This is a genomic window from Ruegeria sp. CDSA033 (assembly GCF_059612305.1).
This window is the reverse complement of record NZ_JBXWQI010000017.1, coordinates 22,054-47,578: the sequence shown is the minus strand read 5'-3', so window position 1 is coordinate 47,578 and position 25,525 is coordinate 22,054. Positions and strand designations below refer to the sequence as shown.

The following is a 25,525-nucleotide window of genomic DNA, read 5'->3' as shown; positions in this document are numbered from 1 at the left end:
ATGGATTCGATTTTGGTAACGGGCAACGGGCCGCTGAACGGTCAGATACCGATTGCGGGGGCCAAGAACGCATGCCTGACGCTGATGCCCGCAACGTTGCTCAGCGAAGAACCGCTGACGCTGACCAATGCACCGCGACTTAGTGACATCAAAACAATGACTGCGCTGTTGCAATCGCTCGGGGCCGAAGTGTCCTCTCTGCAGGATGGGCAGGTTCTGGCGATGTCCAGCCATGACCTGACCAGCCAGACGGCGGATTATGAGATCGTGCGCAAGATGCGGGCGTCCAATCTGGTGCTGGGTCCTTTGCTGGCGCGTTTTGGACAGGCCGTTGTGTCGTTGCCGGGGGGGTGTGCCATCGGTGCGCGGCCGATGGACCTGCATGTCGAAGGTCTTGAGGCGCTGGGCGCCGAGATCGAGCTTAAAGACGGTTACTTGCACGCCAAAGCCCCCGGTGGGCTGAAAGGCGCAGTGCATGAGATGCGCTTCGCCTCGGTGGGCGCGACCGAAAACATCGTCATGGCCGCCACGCTGGCCAAAGGCACGACCGTTCTGAAGAACGCCGCGCGCGAGCCTGAGATTGTCGACCTGGTTGAGTGTCTACGCAAGATGGGTGCGCAAATTTCGGGTGCGGGGACCTCGACCATTGAGATTCAGGGCGTTGATCGCTTGCACGGAGCAACGCATCAGGTGGTGACCGACCGGATAGAACTGGGCACATATATGTTGGCCCCGGCCATGTGCGGCGGTGAAGTTGAGCTGCTGGGTGGTCGGATGGCTTTGGTCGAATCTTTTGCGGCCAAGTTGGATGCGGCGGGAGTGCATGTCGAAGAAACCCCAAATGGCCTGAAGGTTGCCCGTAAGAACGGACGTGTCAACGCTGTGGATGTGGTGACCGAGCCGTTCCCCGGTTTCCCGACGGATTTGCAGGCGCAGATGATGGCGCTGATGTGCACGGCCGAAGGTACCTCAGTTCTGGAAGAACGTATCTTTGAGAACCGCTTTATGCATGCCCCGGAATTGGTACGCATGGGCGCGAATATTGAAGTGCACGGTGGTACGGCGACCGTGACCGGGGTTGAACGCCTGAAGGGCGCGCCGGTAATGGCGACGGATTTGCGGGCCTCAGTCTCGTTGATTCTGGCCGGAATGGCGGCTGAAGGGGAAACGACAGTCAGTCGGGTCTATCATCTGGACCGCGGATATGAACATGTGGTGCGTAAGCTGGAAGGCGTGGGCGCAAAGATTGAACGGATCAAAGGCCAATGACAGATGCAAGTTTCGAAGACGGACGCGAAGCCCCACTGAATCTGGGGGCCGAGGACGCCGATGACCTTCAGGTGATCTCGACCCTAGCGCAGGATGCGATTTTCCCAATCACCGAGATGACGTGGCGGCCCTCTGAGCGTCGCTTTGGCCTGTTGCTGAACCGGTTCCGCTGGGAAGACAAGGATGCCGCCGCCCGCCGCGACCGCCCGTTTGAACGGGTACAGTCGGTTCTGGTTTTCGATTCAGTGCTGTCTGTGGCGAGCCAAGGGGTCGAACGCGGCGACAAGGAAATGGTGATGTCCTTGCTGTCGATTGATTTCGAAGCGGGCGAAGACGGTGCCGGGCAGATCATGCTGACACTGGCGGGAGACGGTACGATCCGCTTGTCGGTCGAGGCGCTGGATGTCACCCTCAAGGACGTGACCCGGCCGTATCAGGCCCCATCCGGTCAGGCACCGCACCATCCGGAATAAGCGCGGCATAGCGCAGGCATTCACCGGACCCCCCCAGGGTCTGGTGCTGCGCCGTGCGACCGTTTTCGACGTGTTCGATCTGAGCCGTGTTCTGGTTCGGTCAATTACCAAGCTTTGCACGGCGGACCATCAGGATGATCCTGAGTTGATCGCACAATGGGTCGCAAACAAAGATCCGGCGACGATCAGGGGTTGGATCAGGAACGGCGCACAAATCTGGCTTGCTGAGAATAATGGACAGCCTGCGGCAGCCGGTGGGCTGACCGAAGCCGGAGAAATCACGCTTTTGTATATCGATCCAGGTCACATTGGTTGCGGTATTGGCGGTGCTTTGTTGAAGACGCTTGAGCAGGAACTTATCGCTCTTGGCTGTACCGAGGGACGGCTTGAAGCCACCCGAACGGCACAGGGTTTCTATGCGCGGCACGGCTGGGAAGCCACCGGAAGATGCAGTCAGCGCAATGACGTGTCCTGTCTGAGTATGCGCAAATCGCTGCACCTACAGGACTGAGGGTTGAGGCCGGCCCATCTGGGCGGTATGTCCCGATCAAACGCTCCGGAGTGCCAGAACATGCCTGTTTTCCTCGACACGACGTCGTCTGAATTCGAGACCGCCTTCAAAACACTATTGTCCGCCAAGCGCGAGGACAGCCCGGATGTGGATGCCGTCGTCGCCGGGATTATCGATGACGTGCGGAACCGTGGCGATGCTGCGGTGATCGAGCTGACCGCCAAGTTTGACCGGCTGGAACTGACGCCCGAAACATTGGCCTTCAGCGCAGAACAGATCACTGAGGCTGTGGATCAGGTCTCGACCGAAGATCGGGCCGCGCTGGAATTGGCTGCTGCCCGTATCCGGGCCTATCACGAAAGGCAGATGCCTGAGGATCACGCGTGGACCGATGAAGCAGGCGCAACGCTTGGGTGGCGCTGGTCTGCAGTGTCGGCTGCCGGTCTCTATGTGCCCGGTGGGCTAGCATCTTATCCGTCATCAGTGTTGATGAACGCGATCCCGGCCAAGGTTGCCGGGGTCGAGCGTCTGGCCATCGCTGTGCCAACGCCGGACGGCCAGGTGAACCCGCTGGTCCTGCTGGCGGCGCGGCTTTCCGGTGTGGATACGGTCTATCGTGTTGGCGGTGCACAGGCGATTGCCGCACTGGCCTATGGAACGGAAAGTATCGCGCCCGTAGACAAGATCACCGGGCCGGGCAACGCCTTTGTCGCCGCTGCCAAGCGCCGCGTGTTCGGGAAGGTTGGCATCGACATGATTGCTGGCCCGTCCGAGATTCTGGTGATTGCCGACAAGGATAATGATCCCGATTGGATCGCGTTGGATCTGCTTAGCCAAGCTGAACATGACGAAAGCGCGCAGTCGATTCTGATTACAGATGACGCCGGGTTTGGACAGGCCGTCGCCAAAGCCGTCGACAAACGCCTCGAAACCCTGCAACGCCGCGCCATCGCGGGGGCCAGTTGGCGTGATTTCGGCGCGATCATCACCGTGCGTGATCTGGACGAGGCAGCAGCATTGTCGAACCGCATCGCGCCCGAACACCTTGAGCTGTGCGTGGCCGACCCGGTCGCGCTGAGCGCCAAGACCGTCCACGCTGGTGCGATCTTCCTGGGCCAGTACACGCCCGAGGCCATTGGAGACTATGTTGGCGGCCCCAACCACGTGCTGCCGACGGCCCGTTCGGCCCGCTTCTCCTCCGGTCTCAGTGTGATGGATTTCCTCAAGCGCACGACGCTCAGCCAGATGACGCCGGAGGCCCTGCGTGCGATTGGACCAGCAGCTGAGCAACTGGCACAATCCGAAAGCCTTGAGGCGCATGGGCTGTCTGTCACGGCGCGGCTGAAGCGCCTGAATGGCTGAAGGTTTATGGCTATGGGGTCACACCTGCTGTGAACCTGTATTGGCTTCAGGGATTGGGCTTGAAAAAAATGGGTGTTCAACGGCGCCCTAGCCGCAAGACGACCCGGCACAAAGGAGCCAGACTTGGAACGCGTGGCAACACTCTGGATCGGCAAACGGTTTAGTTTTCTGGAGCATTTGTGCCTGAAGTCCTTCGCGGATGTGGACCAGAAGCCGATCGTCTACCACTATGGCGACCTCGAGGATATTCCCGATTACATCGAGGCGCGCGACGCACGCGAAATTTTTGATACGTCCGAGATTTACCGCGACCCGGTCGCCCGATCCGTTGCCGTTCATGCGGATCTGTTCCGTCTTAAGCTTATGCAGGATACTGACTACATCTGGGTGGATGCCGATGCTTACGCAAACAGACCATTCGAGACCAACCAGGGTTACTTGTTTCCAAAGGCGAATTTGAAACGCCGACGTATGATGAATGGTGTTGTTGCCTTGCCAAGCGACAGTCCGGCCTTGAAAAAAATGTGTGATTTCGCTTTCGACAGTGACCTTGTTCCGCCCTGGTGGACAGAGGATCGGCGAAAGAGCTACATCGACATATTCGGCAGATCAACTGTCTGGAGTTTGCCGCTTTCGACCTTTGGGCCACCTTTGTTCTTCCACTACATTTATGACACGCCGGAACATGAAATGTGTTCTGCCCGCGCCGAGCTTTACGCGATCCCTCTCAGGTACAGAAAGTACTGGAATGATCCGGATATGTCGGCGCTCGAGTTTCTGGACTGGCAGAATAAGATGTCCGTGCATTTCTTTGGATCTTGGTTTCGGAAGATTTTTATGGATCGTGAAATCGCCAAAGGCTCGCTTGTCGACACATTGTTGTTGAAGCACGGAATTGACCCTTCGGATCACCCTTTGTAGCGAGTTTGTCAGGAATTGGTCCGTGTGCGTTGCCCATTCAATTTTGTTGCTATAAGTCTGTGCCGACCTGAACGGACCACGCCTCATGACTCGTATCTCGCACATCGAACTAGACGACCGAAACCTGCCTCCGCCGACCCCCGAGATCGAGCAGGAGCGTAAGGTTGCGATCTATGATTTGCTGGAAGAAAACAGCTTTGCGCTGCCGGCGCGCGATGACCGAGTGGCGCCTGATGGACCATACCGTGTGCAGCTGTCGATCCGCGATAAGCGGCTGGTCTTCGACATCGCCACCGAGGCCGAGGAGAAGGCAGCTGAGTTTCACCTGTCGCTGGGGCCGTTCCGGCAAGTGGTCAAAGATTATTTTCAGATCTGCGAAAGCTATTTCAACGCGGTGAAAACTCTGCCGCCCAGCCAGATCGAAACCATCGACATGGCCCGTCGCGGCATCCACAACGAAGGCAGCCGCGTCTTGCAAGAACGTCTTGAAGGTAAGGCTGACATCGACACCGATACCGCACGCCGTTTGTTCACGCTGATCTGCGTGCTGCATTTCGGGGGCTGACGCGTGAAGCCTTTGCCGCAGTCGGTCCTGTTTTGTTGCGACCATAACGCGGTTCGGTCCCCTATGGCCGAAGGGCTCATGAAAAAGTTCTACGGCACCGGCACCTACGTACAATCCGCCGGTGTGCGAAATGACCTTGAGATTGACGGGTTCTGCATCGCCGTCTGCCAAGAAGTCGGCGTTGAACTGTCCCGTCATCGGTCACGCTCGTTTGATGAAATGCAGGAATGGGGCGACGACCTCAGCTCGTTCGACCTGATCGTTGCGTTGTCGCCGGCCAGTCAACGCCAGGCGCTGGAATTGACGCGAATTTTTCACCTGGATGTCGATTATTGGCCAATAATGGACCCTACCGGACTGGGCGAAAGCCGCGCGGACAAGTTAATTCACTACCGACAGACCCGCGACCAGATCATTCAGCATCTGAAAGGCCGCTGGGGCGAACCTACGGAGTGACCATGAACCAGACCGTCAAAACCTATTTCGACGCTTTCAACGCCGGTGACGTCGACGGCATGTTGGCCTGCCTGTCCGATGATGTGGCGCATCACGTGAACGAAGGCCAGATCCGCACCGGTAAGGAAAAATTCACGGCCTTTTGCGCCCATATGAACCGCTGCTACAAGGAACACCTAACGGATATCGTGGTGTTTGAGGCCGCAGGCGGTACTCGTGCTGCGGCAGAGTTCACTGTGAACGGCACCTATCTGGAAACCGACGAAGGTCTGCCCGATGCGCATGGCCAGACCTATCGCCTGCCGGCCGGATCGTTCTTTGACCTGAAGGATGGCAAGATCACCCGCGTCACCACCTTTTACAACCTTGCCGACTGGACCAAGCAGGTTTCAAATGGCTGAGGTCACGTCTGTTCGTTCCCTGACCGGGGCGGCGCTGACGGATGCCTTGGACGACGTGGCGCGTTTGCGGATCCAGGTGTTTCGGGCGTGGCCATATCTGTATGACGGCGACATAAAATACGAGCGGAAGTACCTTCAGTCCTACCGGGACAGCGATAAGGCTATCGTGGTCGGGGCATTTGATAGAGACCGCCTGATAGGCGCTTCGACCGGTGCCCCACTGACCGACCACGCTGATGATTTCGCTGCCGCCTTTGATGGCTCTGGTCTGGATCTGAACGAAGTCTTCTATTGCGCCGAGTCTGTCCTTTTATCGGATTATCGAGGGCAGGGAGTTGGCCATAAGTTCTTTGACCTTCGCGAGGAACACGCACGCAAGCTGGGCTTCAGAAAATGCGCCTTTTGCAGCGTGCAGCGCCCTGTTGATCACCCGATGCGTCCGGAAAACTATCGCCCCCTGGATGCCTTCTGGCACGCGCGTGGATACGAACCGCTACGTGGTGTGATCGCGCAGTTTTCTTGGAAGGATGTTGGCGAAGAGGGCGAAACAGCAAAGCGACTGCAGTTTTGGATGCGGGATTTATAGATAGTTTTCTGTTCTCTGTGGACGATATCGACGTTCTGCATCCCCGCGCAAACGGTAAGTGCCCGCGATTCACGGCCGAAGCAGGAAACGCTCGTGGCGCATTCCGATGCCTCGCGGTGGACGCGAAGAGAAACTGAGCTACCCGTCATCTTTCGGATAGATAAACCCGTTCACTGGGTAGAAATTGCCATACCGGCCCGGTTGGGTTTCAACACGGACCAAGGTCCAATCATTGCGTTTGGATACGTCCCTGACGCCCATTTTCAACGATACCTTGTTTCGGTGCCAGTTGGCGTGATTCACAATAACTTCCCGGTCCGTGACAATATCCGACACGACAGCCACATGACCCAGGGGCATTCCGCGGGTTGCCCGAAACGACATCACAGCACCGACAGCTGGTTCATTGCCGCGTTCAAATGTACTGCGCGCCCTTCCCCACCAATCCTTGGCGTTGCCACGAATTTGGATGCCGCTGAGGTTCCGTGCGTAGGGAACGCACCACACCCTTTGCCCCCGGGCTTGCTTTTGCGCGACCTCCCGCAAAGCCATTGACTGACGTTCCGGATTGAGGTCCGCATCGGTTGGACGCTCGGAGCAGGCGGAGACAATACAACAAATTCCCACCGCAATCGCGGTTCGGGCGGTGCCGGACAGGCGCGGCCAAATCGTGTTTGTTTTGTGGGCGCTGTATTCCAAGATGCTTCATTGCCGGTTCGAAGACTAACGGGGTTCTACGATGATTTGACCGAAAATGAAAAGGGGCCTGCCAATTCTCACGCAAGATTTTGCCAGCTCCCTGTGCCGTTATTAACCCAGTGGCTTAAATGGAAGTCGCATATGCACTCGTTGTGATGGATGTTGCGCTTGAACAAGAAGTCAGCGCTGGGCTCACAGTGGAGTTGTTCGTTCAATACACATGTTGACAGGATGGGGCTATACAGACCGCGAACTCACACTTAAATTCGCCCGAGTTTGGACCGCAAGGATAGCCCATGAAAGTTGCTACTGCCGCCTATAACCTCGATTGGCTCGACAGTTGGGCGCAGTATGAGGACAAGCTGGATGGTTGGGTCTCGGACGCTGCGGGGCAGGGGGCGGACCTGCTGGTTTTTCCTGAATATGGCGCGATGGAGCTATCTACGCTCGACGGGGCCGAGGTGGCGGGTGATCTGGAGCGGTCAATCCACGCGGTCTCGGATCGGATGGAGGAAGTGCAAAACCTGCACCAGCGCCTCGCACAGGAGTACAAGGCGTACATTCTGGGCGCATCGGCCCCGGTTGTGGATGGCCCCGGTCGACCTGTGAACCGGGCGGCATTCTATGCCCCAGATGGCAAACAGGACCACCAAGACAAACAGATCATGACCCGGTTCGAACGCGAGTCGTGGGATATTGCCCCTGGCGGCCCGCTGAAGCTGTTCGATACTGCGCTGGGCAAAATCGGGGTGCTGATCTGTTACGATAGTGAGTTCCCGCTGTTGGGTCGTGCTCTCAGCGAGGCAGAACTTATCCTTGTCCCATCCTGCACCGAGGCGTTGTCAGGCTATTGGCGTGTGCGTATCGGCGCGATGTCCAGAGCATTAGAAAATCAATGCGTTACGGTGATGTCGTCCTTGGTTGGCGCTAATGATTGGTCCGAAGCCGTTGATATGAATACCGGCACTGGCGGTATATTTGGTCCACCGGACAAGGGCTTTCCCGCGACCGGAGTGCTGGCCGAAGGCACCCTGAACCAACCCGGCTGGACTTATGCTGAGGTCGACATGTCGGCCATCGCCTGTGTGCGTTCCGATGGCCATGTCCTCAACCGAACTCATTGGGATGAGCAATCACCCCGAGTCGATTCGGTCACAATATCCGCCCTATAGGTGATTCCGCCCTTGAAATAGGGCCAAAATAGGCTCATTTAGGCGCACATCCCCGCAGATTCTGCGGGTGCAACTTAAATGTGGAGACAACATGGCCAAGGAAGATACGCTCGAATTTCCCGGTGTCGTGAAGGAACTCCTGCCTAATGCGACGTTTCGGGTCGAGCTGGAAAACGGCCATGAGATCATCGCACATACGGCAGGCAAGATGCGCAAGAACCGCATCCGTGTTCTGGCCGGCGACAAAGTTCAGGTCGAGATGACCCCCTATGATCTGACCAAGGGTCGGATCAACTACCGCTTCAAGTAACGCCTGCCGCAATGGCGTTTATCTTAGGATCGGGCAGCCCAAGGCGGTTGGACCTGTTGGCCCAGCTTGGCGTGCAGCCCGATGCCATCCGTGCACCCGACATTGATGAAACGCCGCTGAAAGGTGAGCTGCCGGTGCCCTATTGCAATCGCATTACGCGGGCAAAAGTGCAGGCGGTACAGGCCGATGGCGACGATGTAACTCTTTGCGCGGATACCACTGTCGCACTGGGTCGCCGTATTCTGGGAAAACCGGAAGACGCGGGCCAGGCGGCTGAATTCCTGCATGCTTTGTCCGGTCGGCGGCACCGCGTAATCACCTCGGTCGCTGTACGGTGCGGGGACCGCGTTCTGCAACGTGATGTGGTGTCTCAGGTCAAGGTCAAACGTCTGTCAGACGTAGAAATCAACGCTTACCTGGCGACCGGAGACTGGCAGGGCAAAGCGGGCGCTTACGCCATTCAAGGCCCCGCCGGGGCTTTCATCCCTTGGATTTCTGGTTCGTTTACCGGCATCGTGGGGCTCCCCCTGTCCGAGACTGCCGCGCTTTTGCAAGGCATCGGCTATCCCCTGTATCGTGAGGTGTCATGAAGGGTCGAACCATTGTTCTGGATCACATCGAAAACCGCGAAGCTGCCGCCCTTATGGTCGACGGTCAGCTGGACGATTTCCTGATTGCAGCTGACGCGCCCGCGCCGGGTACGATTTATCGTGCCCGTGCCGACCGACCGGTCAAAGGGCAGGGTGGCATGTTCCTGACCACGCCTGACGGTCCAGCCTTTTTACGACAGGTCAAAGGGCTCGCACCCGGTGCACTGATGTTGGTTCAGGTGACGGGCTATGCCGAACCCGGTAAGGCGCTGCCAGTGACCGATCGGGTTCTGTTCAAAAGCCGCTATGCGATCGTCACGCCTGATGCGCCCGGTTTGAATATCTCACGTTCCATCCACGACGAAGATGAGCGTAACCGCCTTCTTGAAATCGCTCATGAGAGCATGGAGGGCAGCAGCTATGGCCTGATCCTGCGGTCCTGTTGTGAGGGCGAAGGTGCGGCTGAAATCGCCGAAGATATCGGTGCGATGCTGGCCCATGCGGATCAGGTTTTGAACGAGCCGGGAACTGAGCCCGAGCTGCTGCTGGAAGGTGATGGACCCCATGTTCTGGCCTGGCGCGACTGGACCGACCCGGCTGAGGTTGTGACACAGCCGGGTAGTTTCAAAACGCATGGTGTATTGGACGCATTGGACGTGGCGCGTGGTATTTCTGAGCCACTGCCCGGAGGCGGCCATCTATATATTCAGCCCACCCGGGCCTTGGTTGCTGTGGATGTCAACACCGGGTCCGACACGTCGATGGCGGCCGGAACCAAGGTCAATTTCGCCTGCGCCAAGGGGCTTGCACGTGCCCTGCGCGTTCGCGGTTTGGGGGGGCAAATCACTCTGGATCTGGCACCAATGCCCAAAAAGGATCGCCGTGGGTTCGAGGCCTCTCTGCGCGCTGCGTTGAAGGCAGATTCGGTCGAAACCACGCTGGCAGGTTGGACCCCTCTTGGCCACTACGAGCTACAGCGCAAACGCGGCCGTATCCCGTTGTCGGAAGTGCTGAAATGAGCTGCCCGATCTGCGCAGAAAAGTCTGTAACCGAGTTTCGGCCATTCTGTTCGAAACGGTGTGCTGATATTGATCTGGCCAAGTGGCTGAACGGGTCCTACGCGGTTCCATCGCAGCGGGAAGAGGACGTTGAAACAGAAGTTTCCGATCCCGAAGCAGAGCAACAACGTTCACATTGAAAAAATGTGAAAAAGCCTCTGGACACTGCCTGTGGCAAGTCATAGAAGGCCTCCACCCAACGGCAAACGCCGTTCCCGTGCCCGGGTAGCTCAGGGGTAGAGCAGTGGATTGAAAATCCTCGTGTCGGTGGTTCGATTCCGCCCCCGGGCACCATTAAATCACTGATATAATTGGTAAAATTTGATCGTTGAGAGTTCAGATTTTCAGTCGTAAAAGTTATACACAGTTATACACTCTTCCGACGGGCTGACCTTGGCCAAAGATTCAAAAAACCAAATCTCCAAGCTGAAACATCTCCGAAAAGGTCTGGCGATCTATCGGACGGGCCGCAGCCCTTATTGGTATATTCGATTCAGAGACCCGATAGCGGGTAAGTATGTCCATCGCTCGTCCAAGGAAGAATCACGGCTCGAAGCCATTGAAGTGGCTTATGAGTTTGCTGATACCTACCGCAGCAAGGCCAACAGCGACCATGCCAAGAAGAAAGCCACCAGCTTTGAGCACTACGCCAAAAAGCTGATGGCTGTACAGAAGGGCAAGTCGAAGTGGTCGGACGGTGACAACAAGCTGCTGAACCGATCCAAGGACGGTCTGATCTGCTATTTCGGCAAATACGATGTCACCAAGATCAACACGGGGATGGTTCGGGATTACCTGATTCACCTTGATGAGAACCGGCCAAAGCGCTTGGCGGATTCAACCAAGTCGAAGCACGTCTTCATCATTCGTAAGGTTTTGACGCTGGCTGTGGAAGACGGTCTGCTGGATGTGCTGCCGGTGACGCCGAAGCAGAAAACCGTTGATTCACCCCGACATGCTTTCACCGACGATGAATACGAACGGTTCATTAGAGCAGCCAACCAATGTGTAAAGAAAAGAGAAAAAGTTCGTGGTGTTCAGATCACTGGCCACCATACCAAGATGTTCAGTTTTGTGGTTCACACCTTTCTGCGTCCGACCGAGGGAGAGCTATTCGGCCTAAAGCACAAAGACATTCAGATTAAGGGTAATCCTGCGCATTTGGAACTGAATGTACGGGGCGGCAAGACAGGTGGCCGGAAAAGTGTCACTATGCCGATAGCAGTGCCTATGTATCAAGGCACCATAAATCCATTTGAAGAGAGCGGCCCCGACAAGAATGCCTATGTCTGGATGCCGGAATATCCAAATCGTCGAACGGCCATCAGTACGGCCAGACGTATCTTCAACCATATTTTGGAGAAGGCCGATCTGCTGGATGAGGACCGGAAGCTGTCACCGTACTCTCTGAGGCACTATGCGATCCAAGCACGGCTCAGAGGGTCGAATGGGAAGGTCAACCTCCACACCCTTGCCACAAACGCTGGAACGTCGGTTGATCAGTTGGAGCGTTTCTATCTTAAGAACATGGCCCCGACCAAAGAGCTCATTGAGAATTTGCAGCACAGGGAGTGAAGCTGGGCGGTGTAATGCTCAGCTTTGGTTTCACTGCATCCCTGTCTCTTGGGCTACCGGTGTTCCTTCGGCACCCACTCTTCAGCATGCCCGTTCCAAAACCTATTGGGATTGTCTTCGTCCATGCCCCTGATGTGCGTTGCCCTCAGACACGGCTCCACAAAAACAACAGGTTCTTCGTAGGGGTGTGATGCATAAATTGATTTGAGCACTTGCACAGCCTGCTCTTCATCGTGGGTAAGAAAGAATGACAGTTCGACGCACGGCACTTCGACAGTGTTGTCGGTTGCAATGTTTCGTCCACTGCCAAGCGACCTGAATTGTTGTATTCCGGATGCTGTCTTGAATGTGACGCTGTCGTAATCACCGTATTTCAGGGTGTCGATGGCCAAAACAGAATCGACGATCCTTTGCACGTGGGTATCGGGCACTTGGACGATAACCCTCAATCCTTGTTCTGGGACAAACCGATCATTGTGAAGCTTGGGAAGTGTCATGGAATTCTCCGGCTATGAGGCTTCCGGGATATCCGCTTTTATTCGATCTGGGACAAAAGACGGTTCGGTATCGACCGAACAATCATACTTGGGCTGAGGCTTGCAGTTCCGTTCTGCTCAGGCCGAAAATACGCTTGAAAGCGCCAAATCCTTTATCAGTAATGGTCAATGCTCGGCTGCCTGTACGTCGTTCAAGCCATCCTGCATCAAGAGCTTTTTTCATTATCGTGGTGGCAAATGGACCCGAGATGTGGTGACGCCGCTCTGTCCAATCGAGGCACAGTCTTACAGTTGGTTTGTTGGGTGATGTGGCCGGAACCTCAATCCCGATTTTGTCTAGGAAGCTGTGGTAGTTGGGGCCAAAAGAAACACTGTCGGCGTTTACGATCAGTACATCCATGGCAATCAAGCGATCCGTCATCAAAACGCCGAGCCGCCCTGCTATGTGGTTATAGCAACTGCGGGCCTGACGTGTGTCGCAAGTAGCCTTGCTGTTCCGGTGGAGATGATCGGTTGGTGACAGGCTGGCCAGTTTTTCAAGAACGCCAGCAACGTCTTCATTGGCGATCCGGTGATACACGTGCCGTCCACTGCGCAATGAAGACGTTAATCCAGCCGATTCAAGTTGCTTGAGATGTGCGGTTGCTGTTTGCGGGCTGACACTGGCAGCACAGGCCAACTCCTTGTTTGTGAATGCCCGGCCATCCATCAGCTCGCACAGAATGCGTGAGCGGCTGGGGTCGGCCAGTGCAGCGCCGATAATGTCCAGTCTGGGTTCGATGGTCATGAAAACGAGCTTAGCCCAATTCACATCTGAACACACTGACGGAACAGTTCGCCAATGAACGAAGAGTTGCTTTGCTTCAAGTTTGTCGTTCCACCAAGTCGCTGTGCTCAGTTTCCAAGCCCTGTTGTCTGCAATAGTGAACCAAGGGACACCGTTGGGGTAGCAAAGGAGACCTCAATGGCACTTGAAAAACAATTCAATCTGGAAGCAGCAGAAAAGCCCAAGACGACCCAGCCGTCCCATCAGCGTCGTCAGAAATTCATCGCTGCCATCGACAAGCAGTTGGCCGGAATGGCGGCAGGGGAAGGCAGCAACCCGGCGAAGAGCACTTGGGTTTGGCAGTCGAGTAAAGGGGATTGGTTCATCTCGCCGAGGTACGGCAAAGCCTCGCTGGAACTGTCTCCGGGACTGTCAGCGATCAAATGCACGGATGCAGAAGACGTAGTACAAAACCTCGAAAAGCTGAAAAGCCTGACGAGCGACGGCAAGTTGGATGCTGTCCTTGAGACCGCTGCAACAGCCATCCGCAGCCGGTTCGGAAAGTGACATCTGCCGGTTGCTTTGAGAACTTTATTTGGTCCCGTTGGCATTCGATTTGAACGCAACGGGACTTTTTACCTTCCATGCGGTCCAATTCACGAGCGACAACACCCAAATCATGCGAAGCACTTCACGAAGTGAAGTTGGCCAGCCAAGCGTTAGCTAGATGATAGCGATGGGTGGCAAGTGTTGATCCCACCGGGGTCTGTCAGGTCCAGAATGGATAGCAATGGGATCAAGATCATCATCCAGCCAGCTACCATTGATCCAAGATCACCAGGCACATGCGAAGCACTTCACGAAGTGAAGTTGGTTAGCCAAATAGTAGCCGGATGGTAGCAATGGACGGCAATCATCATTCCATCACGGTCCTGACAACCACCAGATTGAATGCCATGGGACCAAATACTTACCCCGGCCAGCCCAACCAACCAGTTGAATCAAGCTAGCACTTACGAAGTACTTCACGAAGTGAAGTTGTCCAGCGACCTGTTATCCAACTGCTTGCGATGGGTATTAATGTTTGGCCAATCGCTTGCTTCGCAAGACATTCGCTGCGCGAATGTTAATCCTTTTTGATCAATTTGGATTTTGGACATACTTCTCCTATCCGTTGAGGAGAAGTCCGACGAACCCGTGGGCTCTGTCATACCATCCACACACGATTGCTTTTTCAAAGCACGGCTGGCGGTTATCCGGTCTCAGCCTACGTGCTGCTTAAACAGCGGACCGATATGCTAGCTTTGCGTGGATAGCAGCTGGGCTAGCTCGGCGACGGCACTACCCCGTCTCGTAATGACAATTATTTGCTCTGGCTCTCTCATGGGGGCTTTCATCTTTCCCCCGCTTTCGCTGTCTCCTGACCCTACTATTCGATGACGTCATGTCTGCTGGCCTACTGAATTCGGTTCGTCACCATCCGGCGGAAAGTACCTTCTGATCGCATGACGCTTCGGGCTGTCTATATGTGGTTTGTATCGCGTTCCTGATACAAGAGAGCTACGAGCTGTGTGTAATGTGGCGATGTGTGTTGTCGTGTGCGGTGTGTGTCTGCGTATGGTCTATTTAGGGGGCGCAGATCGAAACTTGGTCGGAATTCTGAGAGATATTTGGGTTTACGGCAACTTCGGGAAAATACCCCCTAAGACACGAGAAACGGGGCAAATACTCCCACGGCAGTGCAATCGGGTATAAGCAAGAATAGTAAATGTGCCGTATGGGTGTGGGGGATTACCAGTTACCATTTTTGCCAATATGGCTGTGTGGCACGTTCCAGTAAAAAGGTCGATTTGCCACTCTGGATAATTCAGGTGTCAGTTGTCATTTGAGCAACACACTGACCAGTGTTCAACAGGTATTGGAAGCAAAGGAAATTCGATGAAAATTCTTAGGCACTTCACTGCCAATGAAGAGCAGCTTGAGCGTTTTAACTTTCGGCGAGAACTGTCAATGGAGGCTTACCTTGTTGAGAATGAGGGTGTTTTAGCTCTCGACGAGCCGTTCGTTGATGTCGATGTTGTTGCCGAAGAGCTAACTTTGAAGCAAGGCCGGAAAAGTAAAGATACGGATGGTCGAATTGATCTGCTCGTCACCTACGCACAGGAATACATTGGTGTTGTAGAACTCAAGCTCGGCCAACTTAAGGATGTGCACCTTGATCAGCTTGAGGATTACCTTGGAACCAAAGATAGGATTCTAGACGACTACCCAAACATCATTCCGAATGAGATTTCACCGAATCCAAAGTGGATCGGTGTATTGGTGGGCAGCTCTATCGACGAAGACTTGGCTCGCAAGATCGCAAACGGATACACAACGAAAGACGACGACATTCCGATTGCTGCACTTACTATCCAGCGTTTTCGAAGTGAAAAGGGCAATGTCTACGTCGTCACAGAAAGCTATTTCAAAAGTGCGGCTTCAATCAAAGATACCAGTAAATATCTGTTCGATGGTGAACTTTACGGGAAGGGTCGATTGGTTTTGGCGGCATTGAAGAAGTACGTCTCAATGAACCCCGATATAACGTACTCGATATTGGAGAAAGCTTTTCCAAGGAGCTGTCAGGGTTCTTCAGGGGTGTTTGCAACTCTGGACGAGGCCAACAAAATCGTTTCTGAAACCAGTCGAAAGCGCCACTTTTTGAGGCCTGATGAAGTCATTGCGCTAGCCGATGCAAAAATTGCCATCTCAAATCAGTGGGGTGTTGGCAATATTGATCGGTTTGTTCAGGTGGCGAAGACACTCGGATTGTCCATCGAAAAAGAATGATTGGTTCAACGGCTGTGTGGCGAGCCGTCAAGGATGTCAGGCAATCAACCGGTTTCTTGTGCTGGTTGCGGCATCCATCGCCTGAGCTCAAAAAATAGTAAAAGTGCCGTATGGGTGTAGGGGATTAACAATTACCATTTTTGGCGTTATGGCATCGTGGCACGTTCCAGCATCATGATCTGAACTTGGGGTCCCATGCAAGCCAAACTCACTTTTCAGCCCTATCATTTTTATCCTAAGAACAGACCAAGTTCCCGGCACATTCGTTACCTCGTCATTGGCTTTGACACCGAGTACCAGCGGGAGGGATTTGTGAATGCAGATGATCTGGCTGAGGTTCGCAATCAGGTGCTGTCCTACCAATACAGTTGTCATGTCATCACACCGGACAACGCAGGGGATGAACAGCACTGGTCAGGCATTGTGTTGCCTAAGGGGCCAGCAGACGACGACCGGCTGACCTTGGCCGAGTTCGTGGAACATGCGCTGCGGGATGGATTTACGAAACACCCCAATTTGAAACTGCCCGTAGATGTTTATCTGGTGGCCCACTTCACCCGTGCAGACGTGCCGGGGTTCTCTGACTTCAAAGACGAGAAGTCCCGGAAGGCGATGAACTTGGAGAATGTCCGTAACCTGTTCATGAATGTCAGTGACGATATCGAGGTTAGCCTGAAACGGGGTAAAAATCTCAAACCAATCAGGCTGCACGTCAAAATCCGGGACACAATTGCCCTTGCACCAACGGGTGCCAAAAGCCTTGCCAAGCTGGGGGAAATCCTTGGCTTTGAGAAGATGAAGCTGTCCGACGATCCAAAGCAGGAACAGCACTACAAAGAGAACATGTCAGAACTGCTGGACGCCAATTGGCCGCTGTTTCGAGATTATGCCATTCGGGATGCAGAGGTCTGTGCCCAATACACCATCCGCATGATCCGGCTCTATTTTGAGAAGACGGGTAAGTTCAAGCTGCCTGTCACGCTGACCTCGATTGGTGTTGACCTCATTCAGAAGCACTGGCTGTCCCAAGGGCTCGATCCGCTGGAAATCGTCGGGAAGGAGAAAGTGACTGAAAAGTACTGGAGCAACAAAAACAGCCGCTATGTGACAAAGACTGAAGCCAAGACGGTTCAAAAACTGTTTTGGAGCGAAGATTTCTTCACCGAGTGTTATCATGGGGGCCGCAATGAGCAGTTCTGGTTTGGTCCGGCACCCGAGGGGGTCTGGTATGACTATGATCTGACCAGCGCTTATCCATCAGCCATGGCGCTTATCGGCGAGCCGGACTGGTCAACAATTACGCACATCACCAGCACCGAAGAACTGCTCGGCGGTGAATTGACTGTCGAAGACCTGGCCTTTGCCAATGTGGATTTTGAGTTCCCGGATGATGTGCGTTATCCGGTTCTGCCGGTGCGGACTGAAAATGGATTGTTGTTCCCCCGCAAGGGCAACAGCACCACCCATATCAGTGAAATCCTGCTCGCCAAGCAACTAGGGGCAAAGATCGAACTGGTTGAGGGGCGGCGGATTAACTCTGACCGTGTTATCAGCCGTAGGGAAGATGGCGGCAGGGAATACGGCGGCCATGCTGAAAAACCGTTTTTGAAATTTGCCCGTCACTGCATTGAGGAGCGGGCCAAGCATCCGAAGAAGACACTGCACAACCTGTTCTGGAAGGAACTGGTCAATTCCACATACGGCAAGACGGCTCAGGGTCTTCGGGAACGTCGGATATACGATCTGAGGGATGCTGAAACCAAGCCCCTGAAACCCAGCAAAATCACCAACCCGGTCTATGCTGCTTTCATTACGGCCTTCTGCCGGGGTGTGCTGAGTGAGATTATGAATGCTCTGCCTCGTGATGTGCAAATCTTCAGCGTCACGACGGATGGCTTTTTGACCACGGCCACGGATGAGCAGATGCGGGAGGCTGCGAAAGGCACGCTGGGCCGGAAGTACCTGAACTCCCGAATTGGTCTGGCCGGGCAATGGGGCATCTATGAGGTCAAGCATATCATCCGTCAGCCAGTGGGGTGGCGTACACGGGGGCAGGCCACATTGGTGCCGTCAGCACCCGAAGACTGGGACGAAACGGGTATGGCGCCCAAAGAGGATGAGACAGTTGTACTGGCCAAGGGCGGCATTAAGCTGGACGCTATCCTGTCCAAGGCAGAGCAGAATGGCAAAATCGTCGATCTGTTCTTTGACCGCAAACCCACCGACACGATGACCGTCACGATGGGGGCTGGCATCCGGGAGATGTATGAACAGGGCATGGACTTCGTTGACAAGACGATGACCAAGCGGCTGTCCATGGAGTTTGACTGGAAGCGGCGACCAGCGGCAGCGGGCGACGTGTCTGTCACAACCGAAGGCGAGCAAAGCCGCGATCACTTGGCATTCTCAACGCAGCCATGGGACACTGTGGATCAGTTCAACACCACTCGGGCGATCTGGGCAGACTACAACAAGCAGGCTGCGCATTGTCTCAAAAGCGTGAGCGACTATCGGGCATGGGCGGCGTACTTTGAGGGCAAGCTGGCTGCTCAAGGTCCGGCTGGTGCTTACATTGCCAAAGAGGATGGTGTCCTGAAACGTCTGCGCCGGGACCTGATCATAGCGCACAAGTTGCGGAAAGCAGGGACACACAAGATCAACGTGGCGACATTTGATCCTTCGGGCGACAATGGAATTTCCTCTGACTTCAAGCTTAAGGCAAAGCAATTGGCCGAAATCCTGAATGACGGCTTTGACATTCCATGCACCAAAATGGACGTGGACAACACCCGGAAGAAAAAAGTGTTTGTGCCGCATCAGGTGCCACGGACGGCCCAATCTGTTGCCGTGTTGAATGATATCAAGCAGACGCTATTCCCCGAACTGGACGTGGAACAGTTCCTAACGCCGAAAGCTGCGTTCGATCTGGCAGTGGAAGAAGTTGATACGGGATTTCGGACGGAAGCTCATGGTGGCGTTGTGGATCGTTAACAAGTTCGTCGTCCCTAATCTTGCAGGCTCTCTTGCTCTCGGTGCGTCGATGTTTATAGGTTTCGGTCCGCATTCCACCAAAGGACATAGTCGTGACATCGTATTCAAAAGAGGTGTTGGCCGAGATCGAGGTCTATGCCAATTATCTTCAGGAGCTTGAGTTTGATTTTACGGACGGCATTTTCAATGTGACTTGGTTTTGTGGACACCTGTTTCAGTGTCTGGCGAGTGACAGGAAAAGGCAGTCGCCGTACGTTCCCGAAATGGAGCTTCTGCTGGAAGATGTGATTGAGCGGTCAAGCGATACTCTGCCTGAAAGTGCATCTAAACTGGGAAAGACACCCGTCATTGATTGGACACCGGATATGGCCAACCTTTATCCGGACAAGCAGGCGACGATTATTCATGTCAACACTCTGCTTTACGTGCATGAAAGATGGATTAGCGAACTTGGCAAACTGCTGCCTGATCGTGCCACTGATCGCGGTCCTGCTTACATTTCTTGGCCGAAAGCTGACTGGGTGCTCACCAACATCCTATTGAACAGGTTCCATAATCAGTTTTGGTCGATGATCAGGGAAATCGATGTGAAGGCATCAAAGCAGAGCGGATACTCTAACTTTGAGGTTTGGTTTTATGCTAAAAAAGAAGGTGAAGACCTAGACACTGCGCGAAGTCGACTTGAGTCCCGCAACGCAGGTTTCCTTGCAGCCATGAACCGCGCAAAACAGGCTCTTGAGGCCGACTTCCCGCTCGAAGCTATCGCCATTGAAGAAAGTCTTATCTCGGCAATACTGTATCATTTCGTGATGGCAATGGGTCAGAATAGGCCACCTGAACTATTCGGTAGGCTTATTTCAGAATTCCGTTCCAAGGCTGATGCAGCACAGAGTTATCCTGTCGATCTGATTGATCGAATTGATGCTTGGAGGCTCAAGCGCAACGAAGCGCTGCATCGTTTTGTGGCCATTCGACCAGAAAATATTGGAAAGGGGCAGGATTCCTTCTTGGATGACGCACGGGAGGCTGGTCGGGCAGGTCACACGCTTTGTCAAGAGTTGGTGGACTGGCTGCGATACGAGGCTGCGTTCTTCTTTAAGGAGGATTTCGAACTGCCGGGCGGGACACTGCATTAGAACTATCCGAAATATCCATGGGTTGCATGGTGTTGGTTATCAGCATTCATGGATTTTCAGAAAGACAGCATAGTTCTTCACGGTCTGCGGATACCAGCGGCCACTCTTGCACGTTGTAACCCCACGTTCGTTCAGCAGTCGTGCCGCGCCTGAAAACGATCCAGCCTCGGTCAACGCCCGTTCGAACTCGGGGCGGATCGTTTTGAAGAATTCTCGTTTCTCTGACTGCCGTTGGGCGGCCAACGCCTGCGCATTTCGACCAAGGACGGTTCCTCGGTTCTTTGCCGCTCTGAGTGCTGCTCTAGTGCGTTCTGATATCTGTCGGCGTTCCTCCTCGGCAAAGCAGGCCAACAGGTGCAGGAAGAACGTTGAGACGTTTGGGTGTTCGCAGACGACCAGTTCAATTCCTTGGTCGATGATCCCGGAGATGAACGACACCTTCCGGGAAAATCTGTCCAGTTTCGGGATCAGCAGCTTGGACCGGGTCTTCTTCACAAGGTTGATGGCGTTCCACAACTCGGCCCGGTCGTCACGCTTGCCAGATTGGATTTCGGTGAACTCCGCTATCACTTGATCGGCGGGTGTTAGGAATTGCTCGACCATTGCCCGTTGTGCTTCCAGCCCGAGACCGGAGCGTCCCTGCCGTTCGGTCGAAACCCGATAATAGACAACATATTCGGCCATGCCACATCCCTCCGTCACCGACAAACGTTGGTTTGTCGTAGAAGGGGTCGGATTTTTCGGATCGGTGGGCAACGGAAGGGAAAAGTGCGGCAATCTAGGAATGGAAAAAAACGAGGGACCCGAGCCTGGTGTTGATCCTCATCAATGTATTCTTGTCAAAAAAAGGAGATGTTCTCGGCCCTGTCCGTGAAGTCGCAGGTACGGAGCACAAATACTTACCTTACTTTTGGTTGTTGTAGCTGTAAGAACACAACCTTTCCTTTATTTTTACACCCCCTAGGGTGAAAAGATGATCTCGTTTAGGTGGAAGAAAACTGACATCCTTGGAAACGGGCCGACATAGTCTTATGCAAAAATACTTCTTCGAGTGCTCAAACGATCTTCACAGCGAGATTGTCAGGCTGAACGACATTGCCCTTCCTATGTGTAGTGCCCTGTGGAACTTCAGAAAGACGATTTCAGGTGAAGTTGCAACAAATTGTAATGTTTCTCCAAATTACCTGAGGGAGAAATATAATGATGCTCCTAACACGCGGAGTTCTGCGGATTTGCTAAAGGCATTTAAGGAAACAAGTTGGAGCGAACAACTGCACAATGTCGCAGAGCTATACTTAATTGGAATAGTTTCGATCTATGAATACTGGTGCGAGAGAATAACGGGAACAATGGAGCGCCCAGATCTTGCGATCAAACTTCAATTTCCTACTAACCCATCTGAAACAAGCGGTGTTCGATACGCAGTGGCCGAAATGGCGTTTGACGAAAGCTCAGTTATTCGAGACGCAATCTATCCATCACTGGTAAGCTCGAAAAAGTACTCCTTCGAAAAATTGGATAACTTATTGAAATGTTTTAGGTATTTTAAGGAGCTACGCAATGTCTTGTTACACCGGGGTAAGCTTTGTGAAGGAAAGCTTTTCGGCGCTCAATCTGTTTTTATCCCACTCGCAAACGAAGCGTCTCTTGGGATGGATTTTGTGCCAACCTACCATCGTGCAAATTTGGACGAGCCCGTCAGATTAAGTTTCAATGGCGTTTTGGGTTTTACCGAAGTTATCTTGAGGATCGTGACTACCCTAGATGCCGAATTATCAAGAGGGGGAAACTCTGAAGAACACATTCTTGGCAGATTAAAGGTTCGGTCCGATCTGCCTGCTATTTCTACATCGAATATTCCCGCAATTTTTAACGAGTTAGGTATACCTGGGGTCAAAGCGACGCCAGAACTCAAAGCTCTGGTTAAACGAAGCTTTGTGGTTGAGGACGATGTGGTTGCCTAGGTTTTTATGTTCTCTTGGTATCACCAGCAATAAGACGGTCTGGCAAGTAATTTGTGACAATACGGGTCCTGCGGCCTTGGCTGGAGCCTGTGGTTCTGCACAAGAATCCTGAGCATAGATCTAAGATGTTTAGGGGTTATTTTTGCTTGAACAATCAGGCTAGATGTTCTTTCCGGAGAGATGCCAGGATTTTTTGAGGTTAGGAATGGGTCAAGCAAAACGACGAGCTGAGGCGTATGAAAGGGCGAAAGCTGCTTTTTTGGAGACGACCAGCGGTGACGCTCGGGTTGTTGGAGAAACTGCGATCAAATTATTTGACCGCTTTGTTTTCCCTAATAAATTTTCAGGGGGGTGTTATCAGATTACGGCAACACTTCACCGATACCTTTCAATTGGCTAGGTATCCCAACGCTACCAATAGTTGGTTACGTTAATGACGGTACTGATGACGTAATGATTTCGCACGCTTGGCTTGAGTATCAGGGGCTAATATCAGATTTGACATTAGTTGTAACCTACCCTGCAATTAGGCAGCCCCCTGGGGACCTTTTAATTCTTGGAAAAACACTAAAACCGGGACAGCTACATTACAGCTACCACACTAAACCAACTGATGCTGCTCTAACCGTTTTAGAAGAGATGAAGCGAGATCCCGAAACTGCTCAGATAATAAAAAATAAAGAGTTAGAGCACAAAATGATGACTCGGTATTTTCAGAACTCCGAAGACCTCACGGCCTACCTGGATGCTGCCCCGGAAGAGCATGGTTATGCTAAGATGACTTCGGTTCTGCGCTAAGAAAAATTAGGCGGTCTAGCTCAGGTTTCGTTTAACAGATTTGCATTTGCCCAATATCTGATGGGTACTATGTTTCCTCACTTAAGGTTCTCGACATAGTTTGCATAAGAGATGTGTCCGAGTACTGATTTCAAATCTTCGTTTGAAATCTTCCCCTGAGCTAAAAGGTGTCTATAGGCACGAATTCTGTTTCTATATCCTTTCGTGAGCCTGACTGAATCACCGTGAACCAAAAGACCGTGAACTTTTAGCCTTTTAGGTAGGGTGGCAGAGTAAACTTTGTCGTTCGATACAGCCCATCCATCACTGGCGACTTCGTTGACTATGCGTGCCAACAATTCCTCGGGAAGGCTCCCTTTGCCCGAAAACACTATATCATCCGCGTACCGAGTATATACCGTCTCGGTTTCCACAGAGAGGTTCGATAGGCGTTCGTCTAGTTGTTGGAGCACAATATTCGACAAAACAGGGCTGGCGGGTGATCCTTGAGATAATGCTTCATTAAAGCACAAGATATCGGACAAAAGTTGTGGTCCGCTGCCCGCTTCATACCCAAGATTAAGTAGAGCATTCAAAACTCTATCTTTCTGAATCGAAGGGAAAAAATTCTCGACGTCAACTGATATGACCCACTCTGCACCCAGATGGCACTTGGCGGCATGAACGTGTGAGTTTCCTGGAATAAAGCCAAATGAATTTGGGTGATGATCAAATTTTTTTACCCAATTCCTAGAAAGCCAAGTTTGAATTGCCTTCAACCCAACTTTTGGAGCATTGATCGTGCGAGGAGGCAGTCCTTTTCCTTTTGGAATCGAAAAAGTTCTATAGTGCTTGTTAGGTCTTGAGGTTATCGACCAAATGAATCCCGGATTGAACCCTGTCATAACTGACAATGACGCAACAGAAGTAACTGGTGGCAACCCTTTTGCGCAGTACTCATTTATTAGTTTGCGCTCATCTTCGTCCGCATAACTGCCAAGCGCTTTGATTAAAGTGCCGGGATTCTGCGCGAATAGGCAAAGCTCTGAAAAATCGGGGTGTGGGAACCTCATTAGCAAAGTAACCTTTCATAAGTACCGCCATCTTCGATTGGCGATCTGAAGGAGCGCCAATCGAAGATGGCGGAACCTTCTATCGTTTAGCCTCGGCAAACAGGTGTGATACACACCTTCGCCCGAGGTTCCCACGTCACAAATCTAAGTTCCAAGACGCGGCAACGCAAGTGCCCGTGAAACATCCGGACTGAACCGGTTCCGCTTGCTCCCCAAGGTCATAAGGGACTGCAATGTAAGTATATATTTTCCATCCTCTCTACGAATAACCTGACCTTTACGCCTTGCTGTCTCTAGAAACCTCTTTACGTCTGCTAAGCCGATTGGGTCGAAGCCCGGAAGGTGTAAGTGTTGTGTTAGCTCCTCGACACTACATGGCGCGTTACGTCGCAAAACACGCAAGCAGGCCGTTGGCGAAGGGTAATTTTTCTCAGCGCTGAATTTGACAATGGCATCGTCGACTTCCAATTGGTTGAGAAACCTTTGAACTGTACCTTCGATTTTGTTTTTAGTGTCTTCGTCGACTTCGGCTGGCAGGTTTACCCAAGCGGCGGCGCTGTTTGTTCCTGTTGCCAATGTCACATCTAATTCTAACTCAGGCAGGGCAGCCTTAAGAGATGCGACAAGGAAAGCTTCAGTCTTCTCAACACCTTGATTTGGGGCTACGATCTTGGCCAATACCCCTTCGGCCGCCAACTTGCTTTCTAGCTTTTTGACCAACCTGTTTGTAGCTGCTGAAGTGCCCGCATCGGATCGGATGAAAATAATAGCGCCGCCGTCCACGTCAGGATCGTCGATTGGGTCACCAATGAGCGAAAGACCAAGTTCCATTGTGACCGAATTTATTTTATGTTTATCAAACATTTACCTGTTTCCAAGCTACACTTATTTCAGCGCAAAATGTATCACACTTAGAACGCCAACCATGTGCGGACGTTATTTCGACTTCATTGAGTGAGAACCGGTCCGCGCCGTCAAATTTTACTTCCCGTTCTGGCTCATAGTCGGCAACCACTCTGATTGCGTAAGCCTTCTCCAACAAACCACTCAGCGCATCAACGGCTCTGAGGGCTGCCTCGACATCTCTCATCAATTTGGTGTCATCGTCTCTGCGGGCACGTGTCCAGCCTGCCTTAAGTTGTTTTCGCACTGGCTTTCTTAAGGTGATTGGGTACTCAGCATGAGGCTTGCGAGACCAAGCAGGATCTAACGATCTGAAGAGTTCGCGAGTTTTGAGAAATATGCTGTAGTAATATCTATTGAACGCAGAGCGAGCATATGCGTCCCGCTCCGCCCCTTCAAAGTTATGCGCATAAGTTTGGAGATGAAGCCCTACTGCGTGGATACCTCCTTCAAATGCCATTTGTTCAGTTCTACCTATACATGAGTCTTGGGCTCAACAACTGCAGACTAAAGCTTCCGCGGGTCAATACCTTGATGATTGGCACAAAATGTCGAAGATGCAAGCAACTTAGGGGCGACCTCTGAGAGAGCCCTGTTGCATTGTTCGCGCTAAGGTTGGTGCCGATTTTTTCCTATGG

At 53.0% G+C, this 25,525-nt stretch carries 27 protein-coding genes and 1 tRNA gene; 22 read left to right on the top strand and 6 right to left on the bottom strand.

Translation table 11 applies throughout. The annotated features are described in order from the left end of the window. From murA to AC2FLA_RS18140, 9 genes are all read left to right on the top strand, one after another. Complete coding sequence (gene murA, locus AC2FLA_RS18180; protein ID WP_496724147.1) at window positions 1-1,269, top strand: UDP-N-acetylglucosamine 1-carboxyvinyltransferase; 1,269 nt, start codon at window positions 1-3, stop codon at window positions 1,267-1,269. Then, window positions 1,266-1,742 (top strand): DUF2948 family protein, encoded by a 477-nt coding sequence (locus AC2FLA_RS18175; RefSeq protein WP_058275388.1) that lies wholly within the window; start codon window positions 1,266-1,268, stop codon window positions 1,740-1,742. The genes murA and AC2FLA_RS18175 overlap by 4 nt, the downstream gene beginning before the upstream one ends. A 43-nt stretch (window positions 1,743-1,785) precedes the next feature. Continuing rightward, window positions 1,786-2,253: a GNAT family N-acetyltransferase gene (locus AC2FLA_RS18170; RefSeq protein WP_496724145.1), complete on the top strand. Its 468-nt coding sequence runs from the start codon at window positions 1,786-1,788 to the stop codon at window positions 2,251-2,253. A gap of 60 nt (window positions 2,254-2,313) precedes the next feature. Further along, window positions 2,314-3,615: a histidinol dehydrogenase gene (hisD, locus tag AC2FLA_RS18165; protein WP_496724143.1), complete on the top strand. Its 1,302-nt coding sequence runs from the start codon at window positions 2,314-2,316 to the stop codon at window positions 3,613-3,615. Between the two features lie 123 nt (window positions 3,616-3,738). Next, window positions 3,739-4,536, top strand: a complete 798-nt coding sequence (locus AC2FLA_RS18160) for a hypothetical protein (RefSeq protein ID WP_496724141.1) — start codon at window positions 3,739-3,741, stop codon at window positions 4,534-4,536. A gap of 85 nt (window positions 4,537-4,621) precedes the next feature. Further along, window positions 4,622-5,101, top strand: a complete 480-nt coding sequence (locus AC2FLA_RS18155; RefSeq protein WP_496724139.1) for a UPF0262 family protein — start codon at window positions 4,622-4,624, stop codon at window positions 5,099-5,101. A 3-nt stretch (window positions 5,102-5,104) separates the two neighbouring features. Next, window positions 5,105-5,557: an arsenate-mycothiol transferase ArsC gene (locus AC2FLA_RS18150; RefSeq protein ID WP_058275393.1), complete on the top strand. Its 453-nt coding sequence runs from the start codon at window positions 5,105-5,107 to the stop codon at window positions 5,555-5,557. 2 nt (window positions 5,558-5,559) lie between these two features. Then, on the top strand, window positions 5,560-5,958 hold the full coding sequence (locus AC2FLA_RS18145; protein WP_496724137.1) for a ketosteroid isomerase-related protein: 399 nt from the start codon (window positions 5,560-5,562) through the stop codon (window positions 5,956-5,958). Further along, on the top strand, window positions 5,951-6,544 hold the full coding sequence (locus AC2FLA_RS18140; protein WP_496724135.1) for a GNAT family N-acetyltransferase: 594 nt from the start codon (window positions 5,951-5,953) through the stop codon (window positions 6,542-6,544). The genes AC2FLA_RS18145 and AC2FLA_RS18140 overlap by 8 nt, the downstream gene beginning before the upstream one ends. Before the next feature lie 138 nt (window positions 6,545-6,682). Here the strand turns inward: AC2FLA_RS18140 and AC2FLA_RS18135 are convergent, their stop codons facing one another. Continuing rightward, a complete protein-coding gene (locus tag AC2FLA_RS18135; RefSeq protein WP_472723014.1) occupies window positions 6,683-7,096 on the bottom strand; it encodes a CHAP domain-containing protein in 414 nt (137 codons plus the stop codon). Between the two features lie 443 nt (window positions 7,097-7,539). Here AC2FLA_RS18135 and AC2FLA_RS18130 point away from each other — a divergent pair, with 443 nt between their 5' ends. From AC2FLA_RS18130 to AC2FLA_RS18100, 7 genes are all read left to right on the top strand, one after another. Continuing rightward, entirely contained in the window at window positions 7,540-8,415 is an 876-nt protein-coding gene (locus AC2FLA_RS18130; protein ID WP_496724133.1) for a carbon-nitrogen hydrolase family protein, read from the top strand. 91 nt (window positions 8,416-8,506) lie between these two features. Continuing rightward, complete coding sequence (gene infA / locus AC2FLA_RS18125; RefSeq protein ID WP_005978431.1) at window positions 8,507-8,725, top strand: translation initiation factor IF-1; 219 nt, start codon at window positions 8,507-8,509, stop codon at window positions 8,723-8,725. Window positions 8,726-8,736: 11 nt separating this feature from the next. Then, window positions 8,737-9,315, top strand: coding sequence for a Maf family protein (locus tag AC2FLA_RS18120; RefSeq protein WP_058279387.1), 579 nt, complete (start codon window positions 8,737-8,739; stop codon window positions 9,313-9,315). Further along, a complete protein-coding gene (locus AC2FLA_RS18115) occupies window positions 9,312-10,334 on the top strand; it encodes a ribonuclease E/G (RefSeq protein ID WP_496724131.1) in 1,023 nt (340 codons plus the stop codon). The genes AC2FLA_RS18120 and AC2FLA_RS18115 overlap by 4 nt, the downstream gene beginning before the upstream one ends. Further along, complete coding sequence (locus AC2FLA_RS18110; RefSeq protein ID WP_496724129.1) at window positions 10,331-10,513, top strand: DNA gyrase inhibitor YacG; 183 nt, start codon at window positions 10,331-10,333, stop codon at window positions 10,511-10,513. Before AC2FLA_RS18115 ends, AC2FLA_RS18110 begins: the two co-directional genes overlap by 4 nt. A gap of 79 nt (window positions 10,514-10,592) precedes the next feature. Next, window positions 10,593-10,667 (top strand) — tRNA-Phe (locus AC2FLA_RS18105). Between the two features lie 99 nt (window positions 10,668-10,766). Continuing rightward, a complete protein-coding gene (locus AC2FLA_RS18100) occupies window positions 10,767-11,948 on the top strand; it encodes a tyrosine-type recombinase/integrase (protein ID WP_480704865.1) in 1,182 nt (393 codons plus the stop codon). Window positions 11,949-12,001: 53 nt separating this feature from the next. On the opposite strand, the gene AC2FLA_RS18095 is transcribed toward AC2FLA_RS18100, so the two are convergent. Both AC2FLA_RS18095 and AC2FLA_RS18090 read right to left on the bottom strand, forming a co-directional pair. Then, window positions 12,002-12,445 (bottom strand): YqfO family protein, encoded by a 444-nt coding sequence (locus AC2FLA_RS18095; protein ID WP_496724126.1) that lies wholly within the window; start codon window positions 12,443-12,445, stop codon window positions 12,002-12,004. A gap of 82 nt (window positions 12,446-12,527) precedes the next feature. Continuing rightward, window positions 12,528-13,232, bottom strand: a complete 705-nt coding sequence (locus tag AC2FLA_RS18090) for an ArsR/SmtB family transcription factor (protein ID WP_496724125.1) — start codon at window positions 13,230-13,232, stop codon at window positions 12,528-12,530. Between the two features lie 54 nt (window positions 13,233-13,286). Between AC2FLA_RS18090 and AC2FLA_RS18085 the strand changes: the two genes are divergently transcribed. From AC2FLA_RS18085 to AC2FLA_RS18070, 4 genes are all read left to right on the top strand, one after another. Continuing rightward, the gene (locus tag AC2FLA_RS18085) at window positions 13,287-13,778 is read left to right on the top strand and encodes a hypothetical protein (protein ID WP_496724123.1); all 492 of its coding nucleotides are present in this window, start codon (window positions 13,287-13,289) and stop codon (window positions 13,776-13,778) included. A 1,371-nt stretch (window positions 13,779-15,149) separates the two neighbouring features. After that, entirely contained in the window at window positions 15,150-16,043 is an 894-nt protein-coding gene (locus AC2FLA_RS18080) for a hypothetical protein (RefSeq protein WP_496724121.1), read from the top strand. A gap of 312 nt (window positions 16,044-16,355) precedes the next feature. Next, on the top strand, window positions 16,356-19,034 hold the full coding sequence (locus AC2FLA_RS18075; RefSeq protein WP_496724119.1) for a DNA polymerase: 2,679 nt from the start codon (window positions 16,356-16,358) through the stop codon (window positions 19,032-19,034). A 92-nt stretch (window positions 19,035-19,126) separates the two neighbouring features. After that, window positions 19,127-20,170, top strand: coding sequence for a hypothetical protein (locus tag AC2FLA_RS18070; RefSeq protein ID WP_496724117.1), 1,044 nt, complete (start codon window positions 19,127-19,129; stop codon window positions 20,168-20,170). Between the two features lie 39 nt (window positions 20,171-20,209). Here the strand turns inward: AC2FLA_RS18070 and AC2FLA_RS18065 are convergent, their stop codons facing one another. After that, complete coding sequence (locus AC2FLA_RS18065; RefSeq protein WP_496724115.1) at window positions 20,210-20,854, bottom strand: recombinase family protein; 645 nt, start codon at window positions 20,852-20,854, stop codon at window positions 20,210-20,212. Between the two features lie 347 nt (window positions 20,855-21,201). Here AC2FLA_RS18065 and AC2FLA_RS18060 point away from each other — a divergent pair, with 347 nt between their 5' ends. Both AC2FLA_RS18060 and AC2FLA_RS18055 read left to right on the top strand, forming a co-directional pair. Beyond that, the gene (locus AC2FLA_RS18060; protein WP_496724113.1) at window positions 21,202-22,134 is read left to right on the top strand and encodes a hypothetical protein; all 933 of its coding nucleotides are present in this window, start codon (window positions 21,202-21,204) and stop codon (window positions 22,132-22,134) included. A 453-nt stretch (window positions 22,135-22,587) separates the two neighbouring features. Beyond that, window positions 22,588-22,932: a hypothetical protein gene (locus AC2FLA_RS18055; protein ID WP_496724111.1), complete on the top strand. Its 345-nt coding sequence runs from the start codon at window positions 22,588-22,590 to the stop codon at window positions 22,930-22,932. A gap of 77 nt (window positions 22,933-23,009) precedes the next feature. On the opposite strand, the gene AC2FLA_RS18050 is transcribed toward AC2FLA_RS18055, so the two are convergent. Together AC2FLA_RS18050 and AC2FLA_RS18045 are read right to left on the bottom strand one after the other, a co-directional pair. Continuing rightward, on the bottom strand, window positions 23,010-23,984 hold the full coding sequence (locus AC2FLA_RS18050; protein WP_496724109.1) for a reverse transcriptase family protein: 975 nt from the start codon (window positions 23,982-23,984) through the stop codon (window positions 23,010-23,012). Window positions 23,985-24,128: 144 nt separating this feature from the next. Further along, on the bottom strand, window positions 24,129-24,848 hold the full coding sequence (locus tag AC2FLA_RS18045; RefSeq protein WP_496724107.1) for a hypothetical protein: 720 nt from the start codon (window positions 24,846-24,848) through the stop codon (window positions 24,129-24,131). Between the last annotated feature and the right edge of the window lie 677 nt (window positions 24,849-25,525).